Source organism: Nocardia sp. NPDC050406, assembly GCF_044459025.1.
Lineage (GTDB): Bacteria > Actinomycetota > Actinomycetes > Mycobacteriales > Mycobacteriaceae > Nocardia.
Map to the genome: position 1 here is coordinate 269,162 of NZ_JBITIM010000002.1, position 22,932 is coordinate 292,093.

The window sequence follows — 22,932 nt, forward strand, 5'->3', positions numbered from 1 at the left end:
ATTCGTCATTTCGAGGAGGCTCTGGTGCAGGGTACGGAGTTGGATGGTGTCGGCGTGGTCCGGCGCGACGAACCGGTGGCGGCACTCGCGAAACCGGTGCCCTTCCCACTCGCTCCCGCCCAGTTGGGCGTCTGGTACGCGCAGCTCCTCGATCCGGACGTGCCGATCAATGTGGCGCAGTACGTGGACGTTCAGGGTGAGCTCGATCCGGAGGTGTTGAACGAGGCGGCGGCGGTCGCGGCGCGCGAATTCGGTTCCACCCTGGTGCGATTCGTCGAGGTCGACGGCCAGCCGTTCCAGGTGCTCGATCCCACGCAGTCGGTGCGGCACACCGTGCTCGACCTGCGGGGCGAATCCGATCCGGTGGCCGCCGCGTTGGCGTGGATGCGCGCCGATGCCAGCGCGCGGGTGGATCTGCTCACCGATCGGCTCTTCGCGGGCGCGGCCCTGCGCGTCGGTGACCGGCGCTGGTTCTGGTACCTGCGCGCGCATCACATCGTGCTGGACGGTTTCGGCGCGCTCACCAACACCATGCGGGTGGCCGAGCGCTACACGGCCCTGGTGCGCGGCACACAGCCCGCGCCGGTGCGGGCGGGCACGCTCGAAGCGCTGGTCGAGGGCGAGCTCGCCTATCGCGACAGCGGCCGCTTCGAGACCGATCGCGCGTACTGGGCGCAGCGGGTGCGCGGGGTGGAGCCGACCACGCTGTCGCGACGTGCCGCCGCATCCGCCGCCGGGAATCTGCGCTATGGGCGGGCGCTGCCGCAGCGTGTGTTGTCGGCGCTGAATTCGCTTGTGGCCACCCATGATTCGTCGACGGCGGTGGTGTTGCTGGCGGCTTTCGCGGCCTATCTGGGTCGGCTCACCGACAGGCCGGAGGCGGTGCTGAGCATGCCGGTGACGGCCCGCACCACCGCGGCCATGCGGCGGTCGGCGGGCATGGTGTCGAATATCGTGCCGCTGCGCTTGGCGGTCGGTGCGGAGGTCACCTGGTCGGAGTTGCTGCACGGTACGCGCATGGAAGTGTCCGGGGCACTGCGGCATCAGCGGTACCGGCTCGAGGACATGCATCGCGATACCGAGCGCGACGGCGGTCCCGGCGGGCGGGCGCTGTACGGGCCGATGGCCAATATCATGCTGTTCCAAGCGGATTTGAGCCTCGGCGACGCGGCGGGCCGCTACCGCGTGGTGACCAGCGGGCCGGTGGAGGACCTGAGCCTGCAGGTCTACTACGGCGAGAGCGACCGGGTGCACCTGGAGTTCGAGGCCAATCCGCATCTCTACACCGCCGACGAAATCGCCAGGCACCACGGACGTTTCGTCGCCTTCCTGGAGCGCCTGCTGAACCTGGATCCGGCGCTGCCCGTGGCCTCGGTGCCGGTGACCACCGATCTGGAGCGGGCGGTGAGCCTGCGCACCTGGAACGCCACCGACCATCCGATGGATCCGGACGCGACCCTGGTGTCGGCGTTCGGCGCGCAGGTGGCGCGGACGCCGGACGCCGTGGCGCTGCGCTACGCCGATACGCCCGTGTGCCAGCTCACCTATCGCGAGCTCGACGAGCGAGTCAATCGTCTTGCCCGGCACCTGATTTCGCTGGGCGTGGGACCCGAGACCCTGGTCGGTCTACACCTGCGGCGTTCGCCGGAGCTGGTGGTAGCCATGTACGCCGTCGTAGCGGCGGGCGGCGCGTACGTGCCGCTGGATCCTGATCATCCGGTCGACCGCCGCACCCACATTCTCGACACCGCGCGCCCGGTCTGTGTGCTCACCCGCACGGCGGATCGACCCGCGGGGGAGCTGAGCGCCCCGGTGGTGTGCGTCGACGAGCTCGAACTCGACTGCTACCCCGCCGAAACGGTCACCGACGGCGAACGCGGCACACCACTGCGACCCGCCAACACCGCGTACGTCATCTTCACCTCGGGCTCCACCGGCCGCCCCAAGGGCGTGGCGGTCAGCCATCGGTCGATCATGAATCGCCTGGCGTGGATGCAGGACGGATACGTGGCCCTGAACGCCACCGACCGGGTTCTCCAGAAGACGCCGTTCACCTTCGATGTCTCGGTTCCCGAATTCTTCTGGCCCTTGCAGGTGGGTGCGCGGCTGGTGCTCGCCCGGCCCGACGGCCACACCGATCCGGCCTACATCGCGGAGGTGATTCGGCGCGAGGGAATCACCTCTGTCCATTTCGTCCCATCCATGTTGTCGGTCTTCGTCACCGAGCCCACCGCGGCGAACTGCGCCACACTGCGCCACGTATGGTGCTCGGGCGAGGCGCTGCCGATACCCCCGGCGCTGCGCGTCGCCGACCTGACCGGGGCCCGCGTACACAACCTGTACGGCCCCACCGAAGCCGCCGTCGAGGTCACCGTGCACGAGGTGACCGGCGGGGACGCCGACTACGCGCCGATCGGCGCGCCGGTGTTCAACACCCGGCTGTACGTGCTGGATTCACGTCTGCGGCCGGTTCCCGTAGGGACCCCGGGTGAGCTGTATCTGTCGGGGGTACAGCTCGCCCGGGGCTACGTGGCGCGGGCCGGTCTGACGGCGGATCGATTCGTCGCCGACCCGTTCGCCGGGCCGGGCGAACGCATGTACCGCACCGGGGATCTGGTGTGCTGGAACACCCGCGGCGAGGTGGAGTACCTGGGCCGCACCGATTTCCAGGTGAAGCTGCGCGGCCTGCGCATCGAGCCCGGCGAGATCGAGACGGTGCTCGCGGCCGTCGCGAATGTCGTGCACGCGGTGGTGCTGGTGCGCGACGACCAACTCGTCGCCTATGTGGTGGCGTCGGGCGCGGTCACCGAGACACGGTTGCGCGCCGCCGCCACGCGCGCGCTGCCCGCGTACATGGTGCCGTCGGTGTTCGTGCTGCTGGATGAGCTGCCGCTCAACAGTTCCGGCAAAGTGGACCGCAATGCCCTGCCCGATCCGGAGCGCGTCGGCGTCGAATACGCCGCGCCGACCTCCGTGGTCGAACAGACCGTGGCCGATATCTTCGCCGAACTGCTCGGCCGTCACCAGGTCGGCCGCGACGACGACTTCTTCGCCCTGGGCGGCAACAGTCTGATCGCCACCCAGGTGGCCGCGCGGCTCGGCGCCGCCCTCGGCTGCCGCCTGGGCCTGCGCGAACTGTTCAGCGCCACCACGGTTGCCGCACTGGCCGCGCTGGTGGAGCAGCGCTGCGTCGATGAGGACGCCGCCGCGAGCCAGGTACTCGCCGTGCGCGAGCGCCCCGCCGTGGTGCCGCTGTCCCCGGCTCAGCAGCGCATCTGGTTCCTGAACCGCTTCGAAACCGGCAGTGCCAGCTACAACATGCCGTTCGTGGTCCGGCTGCGCGGTGCGGCGGATGTGGCGGCGCTGCGGGCGGCGGTCGCGGATGTGGTCGCCCGGCACGAGGTGCTGCGGACGATCTTCCCGCAGACGGCCGACGGGCCTTGCCAGCGCGTGCTGGCCGCCGAGGCGGCTTTCCCCCACAGTGTGGATTCCAGCCGAGAGATGACGAGCGGGCACGGGAATGGCGAGTCCTTCGCTGACTGTGGGCTGTTCGGCGGCGGGCCGTCCACCTCGAACGGGTGGGTCGAGGCGATCGCCGCGGCGGATCTCGAGACCGAATTGCGGTGGTTCGCCGCTGCCGGATTCGACCTGGAGCACGAGATCCCGTTTCGGGCACGGCTATTCAAGATCAACAACGAAGATTTCGCGCTGGCCATGGTGGTGCACCATATCGCCGCGGACGGCCTGTCCCTCCCGGTGCTCGCCAGCGACATGATGACCGCGTACACGGCGCGGCGGACGGGGCGTGCGCCCGGGTGGGCTCCGCTGCCGGTGCAGTACGCGGATTACACACTCTGGCAGCGGGATCGGCTCGGCGATATGTCCGATTCGGCGTCGCTGGCGGCACAGCAGCTGAACTTCTGGACGGCGACGCTGGCCGGTGCGCCGGAACAGCTGGACCTGCCCGCGGATCGTCCGCGCCCGGCGGTGGCGAGTGGGCGCGGCGCTACCCACCTACTCGAGATACCTACCGGTCTCCACGCTCGGATGGTGGAAACCGCTCAGAATCATGGTGTTTCGACATTCATGATGGTGCACGCCACGCTCGCCGTCCTGCTGGCCCGACTCTGCGGCGGCGACGACATCGTGATCGGCACCCCCGTCGGCGGCCGCGGCGCGCGCGAACTCGACGAACTCATCGGCATGTTCGTCAATACGCTGCCGCTGCGTACCCCCATCGACAGGCGAATCTCCTTCGCGCAACACCTCGCTCGGGTGCGCGAGATCGATCTTGCGGCCTTCGCGCACGCCGATGTGCCGTTCGAACAGTTAGTCGAGGTCGTGAACCCGACCCGCTCACCGGCGCGGCATCCGTTGTTCCAGGTCATGCTGTCGTTCACGGCGGCTGGGAATATCGGTGTCGAACTGCCCGGATTGCTTGCCACGGCGGGTACGCTGGACACCGGAGTGACCAAGTTCGATCTTTCGATCGCGGTCACCGAAAGCTTCGCCGGTGCCGGTCCCGGGGAAGGTCCGGCACCGGCGGGGATTCAGGCGGAGTTCACCTTCGCTACGGACCTGTTCGACCCCGCTACCATTTCCGACTGCGCGCAGCGGCTGCTGCGCCTGCTCGATGCGGTGACGCGAACCCCCGATGCGCTCCTCGCCGATCTGCCCTTGCTCGCCGCCGAGGAGAGCGCGCGCGTTCTCGAACTCGGTATGGCCTCGGCCCCTGCCGATTTGGACGAAACCGTCATCGCCGCTTTCGAGCGCCGAGCTCGGCGTACCCCGACCGCCACCGCGCTCATCGACGGTCCGTGGACCCTCACCTACGCCGAGATGTCCGCGCAGGTCAACCGCCTTGCCCGCCTGCTCGTTTCGCTCGGCGTCGGCCCCGATACCCCCGTGGTGCTGGGGATGCGCCGATCCGCCGAATTCGTCCTCGCCGCCTACGCGGTGCTCACCGCGGGCGGCGCGTATGTGCCGGTGGACCCCGATCAACCCGCCGCCCGCCTGCGCGAGGTGGTGCGGACGGCGCGGCCGGTCTGCGTGCTGACCACCTCCGACGACGGCTGGGAGGTCGAGACCGACGTCGCCGTCGTGGCCGTGGATACCGCTGGGCTGTCCGGTTTCTCGGCGGCCCCGGTCACCGACGAACACCGCCGCGCGCCGTTGCGCCCGGATCACCTGGCCTACGTCATCTTCACCTCGGGCTCCACCGGACGACCCAAAGGCGTTGCGGTACAGCATCGCTCGGTCGTGAATCAGATCGCCTGGATCGCCGCCGAATACGACATCACCGCCTCGGACGTGGTGCTGTTCAAGACGCCCGCCACCTTCGACGTCTCGGTCTGGGAGCTCTTCGCGCCCCTGGTGCGCGGCGCGACCCTGGTGGTGGCCGCGCACGACGGCCATCGCGATACCGCGTACCTGGCGGAGACCATCGCGGTCTACGGGGTCACCATGACCTCGTTCGTACCGTCCATGTTGGCGGTCTTCGCCGATGCCGTGCGCGCCGCCGACATCGCCTCGCTGCGAGTCGTTCTCGTGGCGGGCGAAGCTTTCGCGAGTGAGGTCGCCGCGGCGTTCGCGACGGTGAGTGCCGCGGCCCTGCACAATCTGTACGGCCCCACCGAATTCACCGTCCACGCCACGCACGGCCCGGCCGATCCGGCGGGTGTGGGACCGGTGCCCATCGGTCGAGCGGTGTCGGGCGGGCAGGTCTCCGTTCTCGACGACCGGCTCCGGCCGGTGCCGGTCTCCGTGGTGGGCGAGCTGTACTTGTCCGGTGCTCAGCTGGCGCGCGGCTACTACGGTCGCGGCGATCTCACGGCCGAGCGTTTCGTGCCGAACCCGTACGGCCCGAGCGGCTCCCGCATGTATCGCACCGGCGATCTGGTGCGCTGGAATCGCGACGGCGCGTTGGAGTACCTGGGTCGCGGCGATTTCCAGGTCAAGCTGCGTGGGCAGCGCATCGAACTCGGTGAGATCGAGGCCGCGCTCGTGGCCGCGCCGGATGTGCGCGCGGCCGCCGTGCTCGTCCGCCGCCACGCCGCCGGTGAACTGCTGGTCGCCTATGTGGTGACCGATCTCGACGACGCCGAAATCTCCGCGATTCTCGCCGAACGGCTGCGGGGCGCGCTGCCCTCCTACATGGTGCCGACCGCCTACGTACGGCTGGCGGATATGCCGCTCACGCCCTCCGGGAAGCTGGATCGCAAGGCGCTGCCGGAACCGGAGCTGCGCGCCACGGAATTCCGTGCGCCGGTGACGACCGTCGAACGCGCCATCGCCGAGGTGTTCGCGCAGGTGCTGGGCGTCGAACGCGTCGGCCTGGATGACGACTTCTTCGGCCTCGGCGGCAATTCGCTGGTGGCGACGCGGATTTCGGCCCGGCTGGCGGAGTCGCTCGATACCGATGTCCCGGTGCGGCTGCTCTTCGAGCACCCGACGGTGGCGGGGCTCGCGGGCAGCCTCGGCACCGGTGCGGCGCGCACCCGGCCGCCGCTGGTGGCGGGGGAGCGGCCCGAGCTGGTGCCGCTGTCCTACGCGCAGCAGCGCATCTGGTTCCTCGATCGCTTCGATTCCGGCTCCGCCGCGGACAATCTCGTGGCGGCGCTGAGCCTCGACGGCACCCTCGATCAACCCGCGTTGTCCGCCGCGGTCACCGATGTGGTCGCCCGCCACGAAACGCTCCGCACGGTGTATCCGGCGGTGGCGGGTATCGGGCAGCAGCGGGTGCTGGCGGTCGCCGACGCCGCGGTGGATATCGCGGTCGAGGAGGTCAGCGCCGCCGCTCTCGACGGTCGCGCACGCGCCTTGGCGGCAGTGCCATTCACGATCAGCGAGCAGGTGCCGCTGCGGTTGACCCTGCTGCGCCTCACCGACCTGGACCGGCATGTCCTGGTCGTCGCCGTCCATCACATCGCCGCCGACGGCTGGTCCATCGCGCCGCTCACGCGAGATCTGTTGACGGCCTACGCCGCTCGCCGCGCGGGTAGCGCACCGCGGTGGTCGCCGCTGCCGGTGCAGTACGCCGACTACACCCTGTGGCAGCGCGCGGTGCTCGGTGCGGCCGACGATCCGGAATCGCCGCTGTCCGAGCAGATTCGGTTCTGGCGCACCGAACTCCACGGCCAGCCGGAGCTCCTCGAGCTGCCCACCGATCGGCCGCGCCCCACGACTCCCAGCGGGCGTGGATCCACCCACCGGCACACCGTCTCGGCCGCGCTGCACGCTCGGCTGCGCCATCTCGCCGACACCCACCGGGCCTCGCTGTTCATGGTGGTGCACGCCGCCTTCGCGGCCGTGTTGTCCACCCTCTCGGGCCAGCGCGACATCTCGATCGGGACGCCGGTGGCCGGACGCGGCGAGCGCGCCCTCGACGACTTGGTGGGCATGTTCGTCAACACCCTGGTGCTGCGCACCGAGGTACGGCCGGAGCGGAGCTTCGCCGAATTCCTCACGGCGGTGCGCGATACCGACCTGCGGGCCTTCGCGCACGCCGAGGTCCCGTTCGAACGACTCGTGGAGGCGCTGGCCCCCGCGCGCGTCGCCAACCGCCACCCGCTGTTCCAGGTGGCCCTGACCTTCCAGAACCACGTCCTGCCCGGCGGCGAGGTCGCCGGTCTGCGGGTGGCGGCCCTTCCGGTCGAGACCGGCGTCGCGAAATTCGATCTGCAACTCACCGTCGCCCAGCCCGAATCGGGTGAGCTCGAACTCGACATCACCTACGCCACGGACATTTTCGATGCCGCCAGCATCGAGCTGCTGACCGGCCGCCTCGAACTCATGCTCGAGACCGTCGCCGCCGACCCGGCCCTGCCCATCGCCGATATCCGATTGCTCGGCGCGGGCGAAGAGGAATGCGTCCTGCGCGAATGGTCGACCACCGCCGCCGGAGTGACCGAGGTGGCCACGCTGGCCGATCGGTTCGCCGCCGCCGCGCTCCTCGATCCGGCCGCCGTGGCGGTGCGGGCGGGCGACACCACCCTCACCTACGCGGACCTGGACGCACGGGCCAATCGCCTGGCTCGGCGGCTGATCGCGGCGGGCGTGGGCCCGGAAACCCTGGTCGCGGTGGCGCTGCCGCGCACCGCGGAACTCGTGGTGGCGCTGCTCGCCGTGGTGAAAGCGGGCGGCGGGTACCTGCCCATCGATCCGGCCTACCCGGCCGATCGCATCGAGTACGTGATCAGCGACGCGCGACCGGTCTGCGCGCTCACCAGCCGCGCCGCGGGTCTGCCCGCGGGCTGGTTCGGGGGTCCGGTCATCGACCTGGACACCGTGGAGCTCGGCGGTTACGCCGCGACGCCCGTCACCGACCGGGACCGGCACGCCACGCTGGATCCGGCCAATACGGCGTACGTCATCTACACCTCCGGCTCCACCGGGCGACCCAAGGGCGTGCTGATCCCGCATCGAAATGTGGTGCGGCTCTTCGACAATACGGAGCGCTCCTATGGGTTCGGGCCCTCGGATGTGTGGACCATGTTCCACTCCTACGCCTTCGACTTCTCGGTGTGGGAGCTGTGGGGCGCGCTGCTGTACGGCGGTTCGGTCGTGGTGGTGGACTACTTCACCTCGCGCTCACCCCGCGAGTTCCGGGAACTGCTCGCGGCACAGCGGGTTACGGTCCTCAACCAGACGCCATCGGCGTTCTACCAGCTCGATGCCGCCGACGCGGAGTGCCCCGATGACCTCGCACTGCGCTATGTGATCTTCGGCGGTGAGGCCCTCGAACCGCAGCGGCTGCGCGACTGGTTCGACCGGCATCCGCACGGTCCGGCGCTGGTGAACATGTACGGCATCACCGAGACCACGGTGCACGTGTCGTATCGGCCCATCACCCCGGAGTCCGCGGCCGCGAGTGTCATCGGTGGCGCGCTGCCCGGTCTGACGGTGCGGCTGCTGGATGCGCGCATGCGGCCCGTCCCGGTGGGCGTTCCGGGCGAAATCCATGTCTCCGGAGGCCAATTGGCCCGTGGCTACCTGGGTCGCGCCGCGTTGACCGCCGCGCGGTTCGTGGCAGACCCCTACGGCCAGCCCGGTGCGCTCACCTACCGTTCGGGCGACCTCGCCCGCTGGACCACCGCCGGGGAACTCGAGTACCTCGGTCGCGCCGACCAGCAGGTGAATCTGCGCGGTTTCCGTATCGAGCTCGGGGAGATCGAGGCGGCGCTGCTGACCGAGCCGCGCGTGCGCGCGGCCGCCGTCGTGGTGCGCCGCGACGACACCGTGGACGAGGCGCGCATTGTCGGCTACATCGTGACGACGGAGCCGGTCGATGTCGCCGCATTGCGCCAAGGCCTCGGGCGGCGACTGCCGGAGTACATGATTCCCGCCGCCATTGTCGAGGTGGAGCGAATCCCCTTGACGGTCAATGGAAAACTCGATCGGGCCGCGCTGCCCGCGCCGGTGTTCGAGACCGCCGCCTACCGTCGTCCGGCCGGTTACGCCGAGGAGATCGTCGCCGGAATCTTCGCCGAACTGCTCGGCCTGGACCGGGTCGGGGCCTGCGACGACTTCTTCGCACTGGGCGGCAGTTCACTGCTCGCCGCGCAGGCGGTCGCTCGGGTCGGCACGGCTCTCGACGCCGAACTCTCGGTGCGGGCGCTGTTCGAGCACCCGACCGTGGCCGCGCTGGCCGCCTGCGCCGAGGCGAACGTCGGTGTCGGACACCGGATTCCGCTGTCGGCCCGGCCGCGCCCGGAACGTCTCCCACTGTCCTACGCCCAGCAGCGCATGTGGTTCCTCAACCGCTACTGGAACACCGCCGAAGGCGCTGCGGCGGTGGACAATATCCCCCTGGTCATCCGGCTCACCGGTGATCTCGACACCGAAGCGCTGGCGACCGCTCTCGGTGATGTGGTGCGCCGCCACGAATCGCTGCGCACCGTCTACCCGGACGGTCCGAACGGGCCGGAACAGGTCATTCTCCCTGCGACGGAGAGTATGTCGAGCCTCGCCGCCGAGCCGGTCGATGCGGCGGCGGTGCCTGCCCGCGTGGCCGAATTCGTGACCGGCGGCTTCGACCTGACTCGCGAAACAGCTTTGCGCGCACGGCTCTACCGCGTCGAGAACCCACCGACGGAATCCACCCGAGAGCATGTGCTCGCCGTGGTCCTGCACCATATCGGTGCCGACGGCTTCTCCCTCGGCCCTCTGGCCGCGGATCTCATGTCCGCCTACACCGCCCGCCACCGCGGCGCGGCCCCGGACTGGCGGCCACTGCCGGTCCAGTACGCGGATTACACACTGTGGCAAGCGGAATCGCTCGGTACCGAGGCCGATCCGGAATCGGTGCTCGCCCGACAGCTGGACTACTGGCGCACCCGGTTGGCCGGACTGCCCGAGAACCTCGCGCTGCCCACCGACCGGTCCCGACCCGCCGTCGCCACGCAGCGCGGCGGCACGCATCGGGTGCGTATCGACTCCGATCTGCACAGCGGTCTGTCGGAGCTGGCGCGCAAGCACGACGCCACCCTGTTCAGCACCGTGCACGCGGCTCTGGCGGTGCTGTTGGCCCGACTGTCCGGCGCATCGGACATCGCCATCGGCACCCCCGTCGCGGGGCGTGGTGACCAGGCCCTCGACGGTCTGGTCGGCATGTTCGTGAACACCCTGGTGCTGCGCACCGAGATCGACCCGCGCATGGGCTTCGACACCCTGCTCGGGCAGGTGCGCGAAACCGATATCTCCGCCCTGTCACACGCGGACCTGCCCTTCGAGCGGCTCGTCGAGGTGCTGGCCCCGGCTCGCGCCCAGAATCGGCACCCGCTGTTCCAGGTCGCGCTCACCTTCCAGAATTTCGCGCTGCCGACCCTCGAACTGCCGGGGCTGCGGGTGCGGCCCGAAGCCACCGACACCGGCACCGCCAAATTCGACCTGCAGTTCACCATCACCGAATCCATCGCCACCGACGGTCGCGCCGGTGGCATGGATATCGAGGTCACCTACGCGCGCGACCTTTTCGAGGCCGACAGCATCGCGGTACTGGCCCGACGCTTCGAGCAGGTCCTCGCGGCGGTGGCGGCCGACCGGACCGTGGTGGTCGGCGATATCCAGCTGCTCAGCGCCGAGGAGCAGCGGCGGGCTCTGTACGAGTGGTCCACACTCGGTGCGGACCTCGCCGAAACCGATACCATCACCGCGCGTTTCGACGCGGCCGCCGTGCTCGATCCGGGTGCCGTCGCGGTGCGCGCCGGGGCGGTGACGCTCACCTACGCCGAACTCGACGCCCGCGCCAACCGCCTCGCCCGCCGCCTCATCGCCGCCGGGGTCGGGCCGGAAACCCTGGTGGCCGTGGCGCTTCCGCGCGCCGCCGAGGTCGTGGTGGCGCTGCTGGCGGTGGTCAAGGCCGGAGGCGGCTACCTGCCCATCGACCCGAACTACCCGGCCGATCGCATCGAGTACGTGATCGACGACGCGCGACCGGTCTGCGCCCTCACCAATGGCGCGGCGCGGCTGCCCGCGGGCTGGTTCGGCGGTCCGGTCATCGATCTGGACACCGTCGACCTGGCCGCCTACGCCGACACCCCAGTCACCGACGAGGATCGGCGCGCACCGCTGGATCCCGCGCACGCGGCCTATGTCATCTACACCTCCGGGTCCACCGGCCGCCCCAAGGGCGTGTGCATGCCGCATGGCAATGTGCTGCGGCTGCTGGACAATTCGCGGCGCGACTACGAGTTCGGGCCCTCGGATGTGTGGACCATGTTCCACTCCTACGCCTTCGACTTCTCGGTGTGGGAGCTGTGGGGCGCACTGCTCACCGGCGCGACGCTGGTGGTGGTCGACTACTTCACCTCGCGGTCCCCACAGCAGTTCCGGGAGCTGCTCGTCGGCGAACGCGTGACGGTGCTCAACCAGACCCCGTCCGCGTTCTATCAGCTGATCAGCGCCGATGCCGAGGCCGATGACGAACTGGCGCTGCGCTACGTCATCTTCGGTGGCGAGGCCCTCGAACCGCAGCGGCTGCGCGACTGGTTCGACCGGCATCCGCACGGTCCGGTGCTGGTGAACATGTACGGCATCACCGAGACCACGGTGCACACCTCCTACCGGCCCATTACCGCACGCACCGGCGCGGCCAGCGTGATCGGCACCGGCCTGCCGGGATTGTCCATGCGTCTGTTGGATTCGCGGCTGCTGCCGGTGGCGGTCGGCGTGCCCGGCGAAATCTATGTCTCCGGTGGACAACTCGCGCGTGGCTACCTGAATCGTCCGAGCCTCACCGCCGCCCGGTTCGTGGCCGATCCCTACGGTCCGGCGGGCAGCCTCGCCTACCGGTCCGGCGACCTCGCCCGCTGGACCTCGGACGGTGAACTCGAGTATCTCGGCCGTGCCGATCAGCAGGTCAATCTGCGCGGATTCCGGGTGGAGCTCGGTGAGATCGAAGCCGCGCTGCTGGCCGAGCCGAGGGTGCGGGAGGCGGCGGTCGCGGTGCGGCGTGACGAGGCCGTGGACGAGATCCGCATTGTCGGTTACGTGGTGGCCGCCGAGGCCGTCGATGTGGCCGCGCTGAAGCAGGCGATCGCGCGGCGGCTGCCCGAGCACATGGTTCCGGCCGCCATCGTGGTGATCGATCGAATCCCGTTGACCGTCAACGGGAAACTCGACAAGGACGCGCTGCCCGCGCCGGTGTTCGAGACCACCTCGTATCGCAAGCCGTCGACCTTCGCCGAGGAGATCGTGGCGGGGGTGTTCGCCGAGCTGCTGGGTCTCGACCTGGTCGGCGCGGACGACGACTTCTTCGCCCTCGGCGGCAGCTCGCTGCTCGCCGCCAAGGCGGTGGCGCGCATCGGCGGCGCGCTGAATGCCCCCCTCGGGGTGCGGACGCTGTTCGAGGCTCCGCGCGTGGCCGACCTGGCCGCCCGGGTGGGCAGCGAGGCGACCGGTGCGGCACGCCCGGCCCTGGTCGCGAGTGCGCGACCGGAGCGTCTGCCGCTCTCGCCCGCGCAGCAGCGCATGTGGTTCCTCAACCGGTTCGACGGTGAGTCCACGGCCTACAACATTCCACTGGCGCTGCGCCTTTCGGGTGATCTGCGGGTGGCCGCCCTGCGCGCGGCGATCGCCGATGTGATCGAGCGGCACGAGACGCTGCGCACGGTCTACCCGGAGACGGTGGACGGTGCCGCGCAAGTGATTCTGCCCGCGGCACAGGCTGTTCCGACGCTGGAGACGGTCGAGATCGCCGCCGCCGAGGTGGCCGACCGCATTCGTGAGCTGGCGCGGACCACCTTCGACGTCACCACCGATATCCCGGTGCGGGTCCGGCTGTTCCGCCTCGACGGCGCGGACGATTACGTCTTCGCCGGTGTGCTGCACCATATTTCGGCCGACGGGTCCTCCCTCGTCCCGTTCGTCCGCGATCTCATGGTGGCCTATGAGGCGCGATTGGCGGATCGCGCACCGTCCTGGACGCCGCTGAGCGTCCACTACGCCGACTACGCGCTGTGGCAGCACGCGCTGCTCGGGTCCGAGCAGGACGCCGAGTCGCTCGCGGCCCGACAGCTCGACTTCTGGCGCACGGCGTTGGCGGGGCTGCCCGACCAGCTCGACCTGCCGACCGACCACCCCCGGCCCGCCCGGCAGAGCCTGCGTGGGCAGCGCGTGCGCTTCGCCGTGGACGCCGACCTGCACGCCCGCCTGACCTCGGTGGGGCGCGGGCAGGGGGCCACGCTGTTCATGGTGGTGCACGCCGCCTTCTCGGCCCTGCTCGCCCGATGGTCCGGCACCTCCGATATCGCCGTCGGCACGCCCATCGCCGGACGTGGCGACAGCGCGCTCGACGACGTCATCGGCATGTTCGTCAACACCCTGGTCCTGCGCACCGAAATCGATGCCGCCGAACCGTTCTCGGCGCTGCTGGCGCGGGTACGCGCGGCGGATATCGCGGCCTTCGCGCATGCCGATGTGCCGTTCGAACGCCTCGTCGAGGTCCTGCGACCGCAGCGCTCCACCGCTCGGCACCCGCTGTTCCAGGTCGGACTGTCGTTCCAGAACCATGAGCGGGCCACCCTGCGTCTGCCGGGGCTGACGGTCTCGGATATCGAATTCGAGGACGAGACAGCGCAATTCGATCTGCATCTGTTCGCGGTGGATCACTACGGGGAGGGCGGAGCGCCCGCGGGTATCGATCTGATGCTCGGCTACGCCACCGATCTGTTCACCGAGGACACCGCCCGTCACATGGCCGACGGGTTGAGGCGGGTGCTGGAAGCCGTTGCGGCCGAAGCGGACACGGTCGTCGGCTCGATCGATCTGCTGGGTTCCGAGCTGCGGTATCGGATGCTGTGCGAGTGGAACGACACCGCGCACGCGGTCGAGCGGGTGACCCTCGCCGACCTGGTGGACAGGCAGGTGGCGGCAACGCCCCATGCCGTCGCACTCCTCGACGCCGGTGGCGAAACCTCGCTCACCTACGCCGAATTCGATGCCCGGGTGAATCGTCTGGCCCGGCGGCTCGTCGCCGATGGCGTCGGCACCGAGTCGACCGTGGTCCTCGCCATGCGCCGCTCCATCGATCTGGTCGTCGCCATGTACGCGGTGGTCAAGGCGGGCGGGGCGTATGTGCCCATCGATCCGGACCATCCCGCCGACCGCATCGCCCACATCGTCGAGACGGCCGCACCGGTCTGCGTACTCACCACCGCTGTCGACGGCGTGCCCTTCGCGGTCGAAGCGCCTGTCTACGAGTTGGATTCGCTCGACGTCACCGAATTCTCCGCCGCGCCCCTCGGCAATGGCGATCGGATCCGCCCACTGCGCGACGACAACCCGGCCTACGTGCTCTTCACCTCCGGATCCACCGGCAAGCCCAAGGGCGTGTCCATCTCCCACGCGGCCATCGCCAACCAATTGCAGTGGCTGCGAGAGACATTCGCACTCGGCGCCGCGGACCGCGCGGTGCTCAAAACCCCGGCCACCTTCGACCTTTCGGTGTGGGAGTTCTGGTCGCCGCTGGTCACCGGCGGCAGCCTGGTGGTGACCGAGCCCGGCACCGAACGCGATCCGGAGCGACTGCGCTCGGTCCTGGAGCGTTTCGCGGTCACCGTCCTGCACCCGGTGCCGTCCCTGTTGGGCATGCTTCTCACCACCGGACCGCTGCCCGCCACCGTGCGCGTCGTCCTGACCATCGGCGAGGCCCTCCCCGTAGCCACCGCCACCACCTTCCTGGAAACCGGCGGCAGCGCACGGCTGTTCAACCTCTACGGCCCCACCGAAGCGGCGGTCTCCATCACCGCCCACGAGGTGCGCCACCACCCCACCCATACCGTCCCCATCGGCACCCCGGCCTGGAACAGCGCCGCCTACGTCCTGGACCACCGCCTACAGCCCGTCCCGCCCGGCGTGCCCGGTGACCTCTACCTGGCCGGAACCCAACTCGCCCGCGGCTACCACAACCACCCCACCCACACCGCCGACCGCTTCGTAGCCAACCCCTTCGCCCCCGGCCGCATGTACCGCACCGGCGACATAGTCCGCTGGCACCCCGACGGCACCCTCGACTACCTCGCCCGCGCCGACTTCCAAGTCAAGATCCGCGGCTTCCGCATAGAACTCGGCGAAATCGAAACCGCCCTTTCGGCATTGCCGAACATCGCCCAGGCAGCGGTCATCGCGAAGTCCGACGAACGCACGGGTGACCTCCTAGTGGCCTACGTGGTCGGCGCGCAAAGCCGATCCGCGCAGGAACTTTCAAGTGCGCCACCCAAGCCCGCCCAGGGAGTCCCGGGTGCCGAACCCGCAGCGGTAACCCCGGGGGCGCTTGGGCAGTCTGCGCCAGGGGCGCAGGGTGGGCAAGCGCAGCAAGAGCCCGCGCAGCAGGTACTCGACCCCGCACAGATCAAGTCAGCCCTGTCGACTTCCCTGCCGTCCTACATGATCCCGTCAGCGTTCGTGATCCTCGACGCCCTGCCGTTGAACGCCAACGGCAAACTGGACCGAAAGGCCCTCCCGGACCCGGTATTCGAGCCCACCGCCTTCCGCGCCCCCGAGACCCCGGCGGAACAGGCCGTGGCGTCAGTCTTCACCGAGATCCTCGGCGTAACCCCCATCGGCGCGGACGACGACTTCTTCGCCCTGGGCGGCAATTCGCTCATGGCCACCCGCCTGGCCGCCCGCCTCGGCGCGGACCTGGGCACACACGTCGCGGTATCAGCGGTTTTCGAGTCCCCGACCGTCAGCGCACTCGCCGCAACGCTCCCCACCGCCGACACAGTCGACCCGCGTCCCGTGCTCCTGCCCCGCGAAGACACGAACCCCGCCCCCCTCTCGCTGTCGCAGCAGCGCATGTGGGTCCTCAACCGCCTGCACCCGAATTCGGCCGCCTACAACATCCCGATCGCCATCCGTCTGACCGGCACACTGAACCGCCGGGCCCTCACCGCGGCGGTGCGAGATGTGCTGAACCGTCACGAGATTCTGCGCACCCGCTACCCCGAGCTGGACGGCGAACCCGTGCAACAGGTGCTCGCGGTCGACGATGTGGAACTGGACCTCACACCGATCACCGTGGCACCCGACCAACTCGACTCCGCCATGGCCGAATTCGTCGCCACTGGCTTCGACGTCACCACCGCCCCACCCGTCCGGGCACGTCTGTGGCGCACCACCCCGACCGAGCACATCCTCGCGGTATCGCTGCACCACATCACCGCCGACGGCTACTCGGTCGCACCCATGACCCGTGACTTGGTGCTGGCCTACTCCAGCCGCCTCGCCGACGAGCCCCCGGCCTGGCCGCCCCTGACCATCCAGTACGGCGATTTCAGCGCGTGGCAGCGCGAACTTCTCGGCTCCGACGCCGACCCCGACAGCTTGCTGTCCCGGCAGCTGTCCTTCTGGACCACCGAATTGTCCGGCGTCCCAGAGCAATTGCCGCTGCCGACCGACCGCCCACGCCCTGCCCGACGCGATATGCGCGGCGACACCATGGATTTCGAGGCGGGCACCGACCTCACCGCCCGCCTGTCCATGCTGGCCCGCACCCACCACACCACCCTCTTCGGCGTGGTCCACACCGCCTTCGCGGTACTGCTGTCAAAACTCTCCGGCCTGCGCGATATCGCCATCGGTGTCCCCGTCGCCGGTCGCGGCGAGCGCGCCCTGGACGACCTCATCGGCATGTTCGTCAACACCGTCGTGCTGCGCACCGAGGTGAATCCGAAACTGCCCTTCCACGACCTGCTCCGCCAGGTACGCGACCGCGATCTCGCGGCCCTGCAACACGCCGATGTCCCGTTCGAACGGGTGGTGGAGGCCATGGGCCGCACCCGGTCCAGCTCCTACACCCCGCTGTTCCAGGTCATGTTCACCTTCCAGAACGTGCCCACCGGCAAGGTCGCACTGCCCGACCTCGAGGTCGAGGCCCTCGAACCCGGCCTCGGCGAAGCCAAGTTCGACCTCCAGCTCACCGGCATGGAGCACCACGACATCCACGGTCGACCCACGGGCCTACGCCTGCAATTCACCTACGCCACAGACATTTTCGACGCGGCCACGGTGCGGCTGCTCGGCGACCGCCTGCTGCGCGTGCTCCACACTATTGCCGACAATGCGGCGATCCCGGTCCGCGCCATCGACATCCGCACCGAGGCGGAGCGTAACCGCGGTTCGAATACGGCCGCAGCCCAGCCGGATTCGGCACCGCGAGCGCCCGCACTGGCGGAGCTTCCGGCCCTCATCGCGGCCGCCGCCGCGATCGCACCCGACGGCGTGGCCCTCGCCCACGGCGAGCACACCGTCACCTACCGCGCCCTCGATACCAAGATCGCCGCCGTGGTCCGCGCCATGGGCGCGGCGGCGAAACCCGAGGCGCTGGTGAATGTCGCCCTGGCCGGTCTGGCCCCGGGCCTGGTGGCCGCCCTCGGCGCGGGCGGACTCACCCTGGCGCTGCGCACCCTCGCGGGGGATGCGCGGGGCCTCCTTCAGGAAAGCACGTCGGAAGGAAACCACTGATGTCACGAGCGGAATCGGTCGCACTCACCCGAGTCGGCAATCACGCGGCGCTACGCCGCGCCTACGGCATCGCGGACCTACCGGCGCTCATCGAGACGGTGGCGGCGCTGGAGCCGGAGCGCACCGCACTGCGGTACGAGGACACCGCCGTCAGCTACGCCGCGCTCGCCACCGAGGTCGGCGCGCTGGCCGAGGCCATGGGCGGCGCGCTCGAACCCGACGCGCTGGTCCAGGTGGTCGTCTCCGGCCAGCTACCCGGCCTCATGGAGGGCACGGCGGGCGCGTTGGCCGCGGTGCTGACGGAACTGCTCGACGACGCCGTCGACGCGGCGGCCGGGGTGCTCACCCCGAATCTCGCGCCGGTGGAAACCCTCGTGACGCTGTTCGAGGAACAGGTGGGCCGCACCCCCGACGCGGTGGCGCTGCAATTCGGCGACCGCACCCTCACCTACGCCGAATTCGACAGTCGCGCCAATGCTGTGGCGCGGCGGCTGCTCGACTACGGCGTCGGCCCCGATGTGCTGGTTGCCCTGTCGGTGCGGCGCTCCTTCGAACTGCTCATCGGCATGTACGCCATTCTCAAGGCCGGTGGCGCGTACGTCCCGATCGATCCGGACCATCCGGCGGACCGCGTCGCCTATGTTCTCGAAACCGCCGCGCCCGCACTGCTTCTGACCACGACCGACGATCGCCCCTCCTGCGAGACCGACCTGCCGGTGCTGCACGTCGACGAGTTCGAAAACGCCGCCGACGCCAAGGAAGTCGACGCCACCGTCCTCAGCGCCGACCCGTACCTGCCCCAGGCCGTCGGCTGCAATCTCGCCTACGTCATCTTCACCTCCGGATCGACCGGACGCCCCAAGGGCGTGGCGGTATCGCACCGGTCGATCGTCGCGAATCTGCGCTGGCGGCAACGCCTCTACCGGCTCGACACCTCCGATGTCGTCCTCCAGAAGACGCCCTGCACCTTCGATGTGTCGGTGTGGGAGTTCTTCTGGCCGCTCCAGGTCGGCGCGCGCCTGGTGATCGCCGAGCCCGAGGGCCACCGCGATCCGCGTTATCTGTTGCGCACCATTGCCGAGTGCGGCGTCACCATCGCGCATTTCGTGCCGTCCATGCTGTCGGTGTTCGTCGCCGAGGCCGCGAGCGGGCCGGGCGTCGCCGATGCGCTGCGGGCGGTGTTCGCCTCCGGCGAGGCGCTGCCCGCCGCCACCGCCGCCGCCTTCCGGGATGTCAGCGGCGCGTGCCTGCACAATCTGTACGGGCCCACCGAGGCGGCCGTGGACGTCACCGCCCACGAGGTCACCGGGGCCGATACCGAGACGGTGCCCATCGGCGCGGCCGCCGACGACACCGAACTGCTGGTGCTCGACGACGACCTGCGCCCGGTCCCCGAGGGTGTCGTCGGTGAGCTGTACCTGGCGGGCGTGCAGTTGGCGCGCGGCTACGTCGGGCGACCCGGTCTCACCGCGGACCGGTTCGTCGCCAATCCCGAAGGCGCGCCCGGTGATCGCATGTATCGCACCGGCGATCTGGTGCGCTGGGTGCGATCGGTGGACGGCGGCCCGGACGAGCTGGAATATCTGGGCCGCAGCGATTTCCAGGTGAAGCTGCGCGGATTGCGCATCGAGCTCGGTGAGGTCGAGGCCGCCCTGTCGCGGCACCCGGCGGTGGCGCAGGCGGCCGTGGTGCTGCACCGGCGCAGCGGCGGCGATCACCTCGTCGGCTACGTGGTGGCCGCCGAAACCGAACTCGACACCGCCGCCGTGCTGGCCCTCGCCCGCGCGCAGCTGCCCGAGTACATGGTGCCGTCGCTGCTCGTGGTCCTGCCCGCCATGCCGGTGAACGCCAATGGCAAGCTCGACCGGCGCGCGTTGCCGGAGCCCGAATTCGCCGATACCACAACGGAATTCCGGGAACCGGAGACGCCAGCGGAGCGGGCGGTGGCCCGGATTTTCGCCGAGGTGCTCGGCGTCGAGCGGGTCGGCGCGGACGACGACTTCTTCGCGCTGGGCGGCAATTCGCTCATCGCCACCCGCGTGCTCGCCCGCACCACCGAGGTCTTGGGCCGCGCTCTCGATGTGCGTGACTTCTTCGATCGCCCCACCGTCGCGGCCGTGGCCGCACTGGCGGATACGGTCTCGGCGGACTCCGCAGCCGCCGAGCGTGCCGTACTCACCGCCCGCCCGCGCCCGGATCGCATTCCGCTCTCGCCCGCACAGCAGCGCATGTGGTTCCTGAACCGGCTCGCGCACACCGAAACACCGTCCGCGACCGAGGGATTCGACGCCGCGGCGGTCGACAATATCGTCGTGGCGCTGCGCCTGCGCGGCGAACTCGACACCGCGGCGCTCGACGCGGCCATCACGGACCTGGTCGCACGGCACGACATCCTGCGGACCTACTATCCGCAGACCGCCACCGGCCCGGTCCAGGTGATTCGCTCCACCGTCGACATCGACCTCGCGCCGGTCGATATCGCCGCCGCCGATATCCCCGCGGCGGTACGCGCCGCCGCCGGGCGCGGATTCGATGTGGCGAAGGATGTACCGCTGCGAATTCTGCTGTTGCGCGCGGATTCCACGGACCATGCGCTGGTTCTGGTCGTGCACCACATTGCCGCGGACGGTGTTTCGCTCGGCCCGCTGGTGCGCGATCTGGTGGTCGCCTACGGCGCGCGCCGGACCGGCGGCGCGCCGGGATGGCGGCCGCTCGCCGTCCAGTACGCCGATTACGCGCTGTGGCAGCGCGAACTGCTCGGAGACGAGAACGACCCCGAATCCACCGCCGCCCAGCAGATCGCCTTCTGGACAGCCGAACTCGATGAACTGCCCGCCCAGCTGGACCTGCCGACGGATCGCCCGCGACCGCCGGTCGCCAGCTATCGCGGTGCCACAGTCGATTTCACCCTGGACGCCGACCTGCGCGCGGCCATCGACCGCGTGGCCGCGCGGTGCAAGGCCACCCCCTTCATGGTCCTGCACGCCGCACTGGCGGCCCTGCTCGCCCGACTGTCGGGCACCACCGATATCGCCATCGGCACACCGGTCGCCGGACGCGGCGACCGCGCCTTGGACGATCTGGTCGGCATGTTCGTCAACACTCTGGTCCTGCGCACCCGAGTGCGGGGCGGGGAGAGCTTCGCGGATCTGGTGGCACACGCCCGCGACCAGGATCTGCGGGCCTTCGCGCATCGCGAGGTGCCCTTCGAGCGCCTGGTCGAGGTCCTCAATCCGGTGCGCGCCCGCAATCGCCACCCGCTGTTCCAAGTGGCGCTGTTCATGCAGAACATAGGCGCGACCACCCCGGCCCTGCCCGGCCTGGACACCGAACTGGTGGAATTCGACGGCGATTTCGCCAAATTCGATCTCAATCTCACCGTCTCCGAGCGCGATAGCGCCTACCGTGCCGAATTCACCTACGCCACCGACCTCTTCGACGAGTCGACGGTGCGGGAGTTCGCGGCCAAGTTCACCCGGCTCCTGACCGCCGCCACCGCCCATCCGGACCGGCCCGTCGGCGATATCGAACTCCTCGACGCCGGAGAGCTCGACTACGTCACCGCCAGCTGGAATGCCACCGGCCACAAGGTCGCCGACCTGTTCCTGCACGAAGGCTTCGACGCGCAGGCCCGGCGTTCCCCGAACGCCACCGCTCTGGTCTTCGACGACCGGACACTCACCTACGCCGAACTCTCCGACCGCGCCAATCGCCTCGCCCGATGGCTCATCGCGGCGGGTGTCGGCCCGGAATCCCTGGTCGTGCTGGCCATGGCCCGCTCGGTGGAACTCGTGGTCGCCCTGTACGCGGTGCTGCGCGCGGGTGGCGCGTACGTGCCCGTCGACCCCGGACATCCGGCCGAGCGCATCGCCCATATTCTCGACACCGCCCGGCCACAGCTGGTGCTGACCACGCTTGCCGACGATTTCGCGCTGCCCGACGGCCAGACCGCGCCGCTCGTCGCGATCGACGCGCTCGACCTCGCGGAGCACGCCGCCGACCAGATCACCGACGCGCATCGCCGCGCCGTACTGCGCCCGGAGCACCCGGCCTACGTGCTGTTCACCTCCGGCTCCACCGGCAAACCCAAGGGTGTGGCCGTGAGCCACCGCGCCATCGCCAATCAGATGGCGTGGATGCGGGCCGAGTACCGCCTTCGCGGCACCGACGTCTACTTGCAGAAGACCGCCACCACCTTCGACGTGTCGCTGTGGGGGTACTTCCTGCCGCTGCGCGTGGGGGCGACCATGGTGCTCGCCGCCCCCGACGGCCATCGCGACGCGCGCTATCTGGCGGAGACCATCGCCCGCCACGCGGTCACGCTCACCGATTTCGTGCCGTCCATGCTGGCGGTCTTCGCCACGCACGCCCAGCCCGGTGAACTCGATTCGCTGCGTGCGGTTTTCGTCGCCGGTGAGGCGTTCCCGCCGGAGACGGTAGCCGCGTTCCGCGCGGTGAGCGACGCCGACCTGCACAACCTCTACGGACCCACCGAGGCCGCCGTGACGGTCACCTACCGAGAGGTGGACGAGGTCTGCGCACAGCCGGTGCCCATGGGGGAGCCGGAGTGGAACACCCAGGTGTACGTGCTGGATTCGCGGCTGCGGCCCGCACCCATCGGGGTGCCCGGCGAACTGTATCTGGCCGGGGCGCAATTGGCGCGCGGCTACCACGGCCGCACCGACCTCACCGCAGACCGGTTCGTCGCCAATCCGTTCGGCGCGGGCGAGCGGATGTACCGCACCGGCGATCTCGTGAAGTGGAGCGCGGAGGGCGAACTGGTCTATCTGGGCCGCATCGACTTCCAGATCAAATTCCGGGGCCAGCGCATCGAGCTGGCCGATATCGAAGCCGCGCTCGCCGGTGCGCCGGAGGTCGCCCAGGCCGCCGTCCGTCTCATTGCCGCCGACACCGGCGACTACTTGGCCGGATACGTAATCCGCACGCCTGGCAGCCAACTCGACACCG

At 69.9% G+C, this 22,932-nt stretch carries 2 protein-coding genes (1 of these 2 running past the window's edge); both read left to right on the forward strand.

The genetic code is table 11. The annotated features are described in order from the left end of the window. Nucleotides 1-17,964: a non-ribosomal peptide synthase/polyketide synthase gene (locus ACIBH2_RS14865; RefSeq protein ID WP_397120753.1), complete on the forward strand. Its 17,964-nt coding sequence runs from the start codon at nt 1-3 to the stop codon at nt 17,962-17,964. Next, nucleotides 17,964-22,932: the 5' end (the start) of a non-ribosomal peptide synthase/polyketide synthase gene (locus ACIBH2_RS14870; protein ID WP_397117568.1), read on the forward strand. It continues 23,489 nt past the right edge of the window; only the first 4,969 of its 28,458 coding nucleotides appear in the window; it begins with the start codon at nt 17,964-17,966; the stop codon falls past the right edge of the window. The genes ACIBH2_RS14865 and ACIBH2_RS14870 overlap by 1 nt, the downstream gene beginning before the upstream one ends.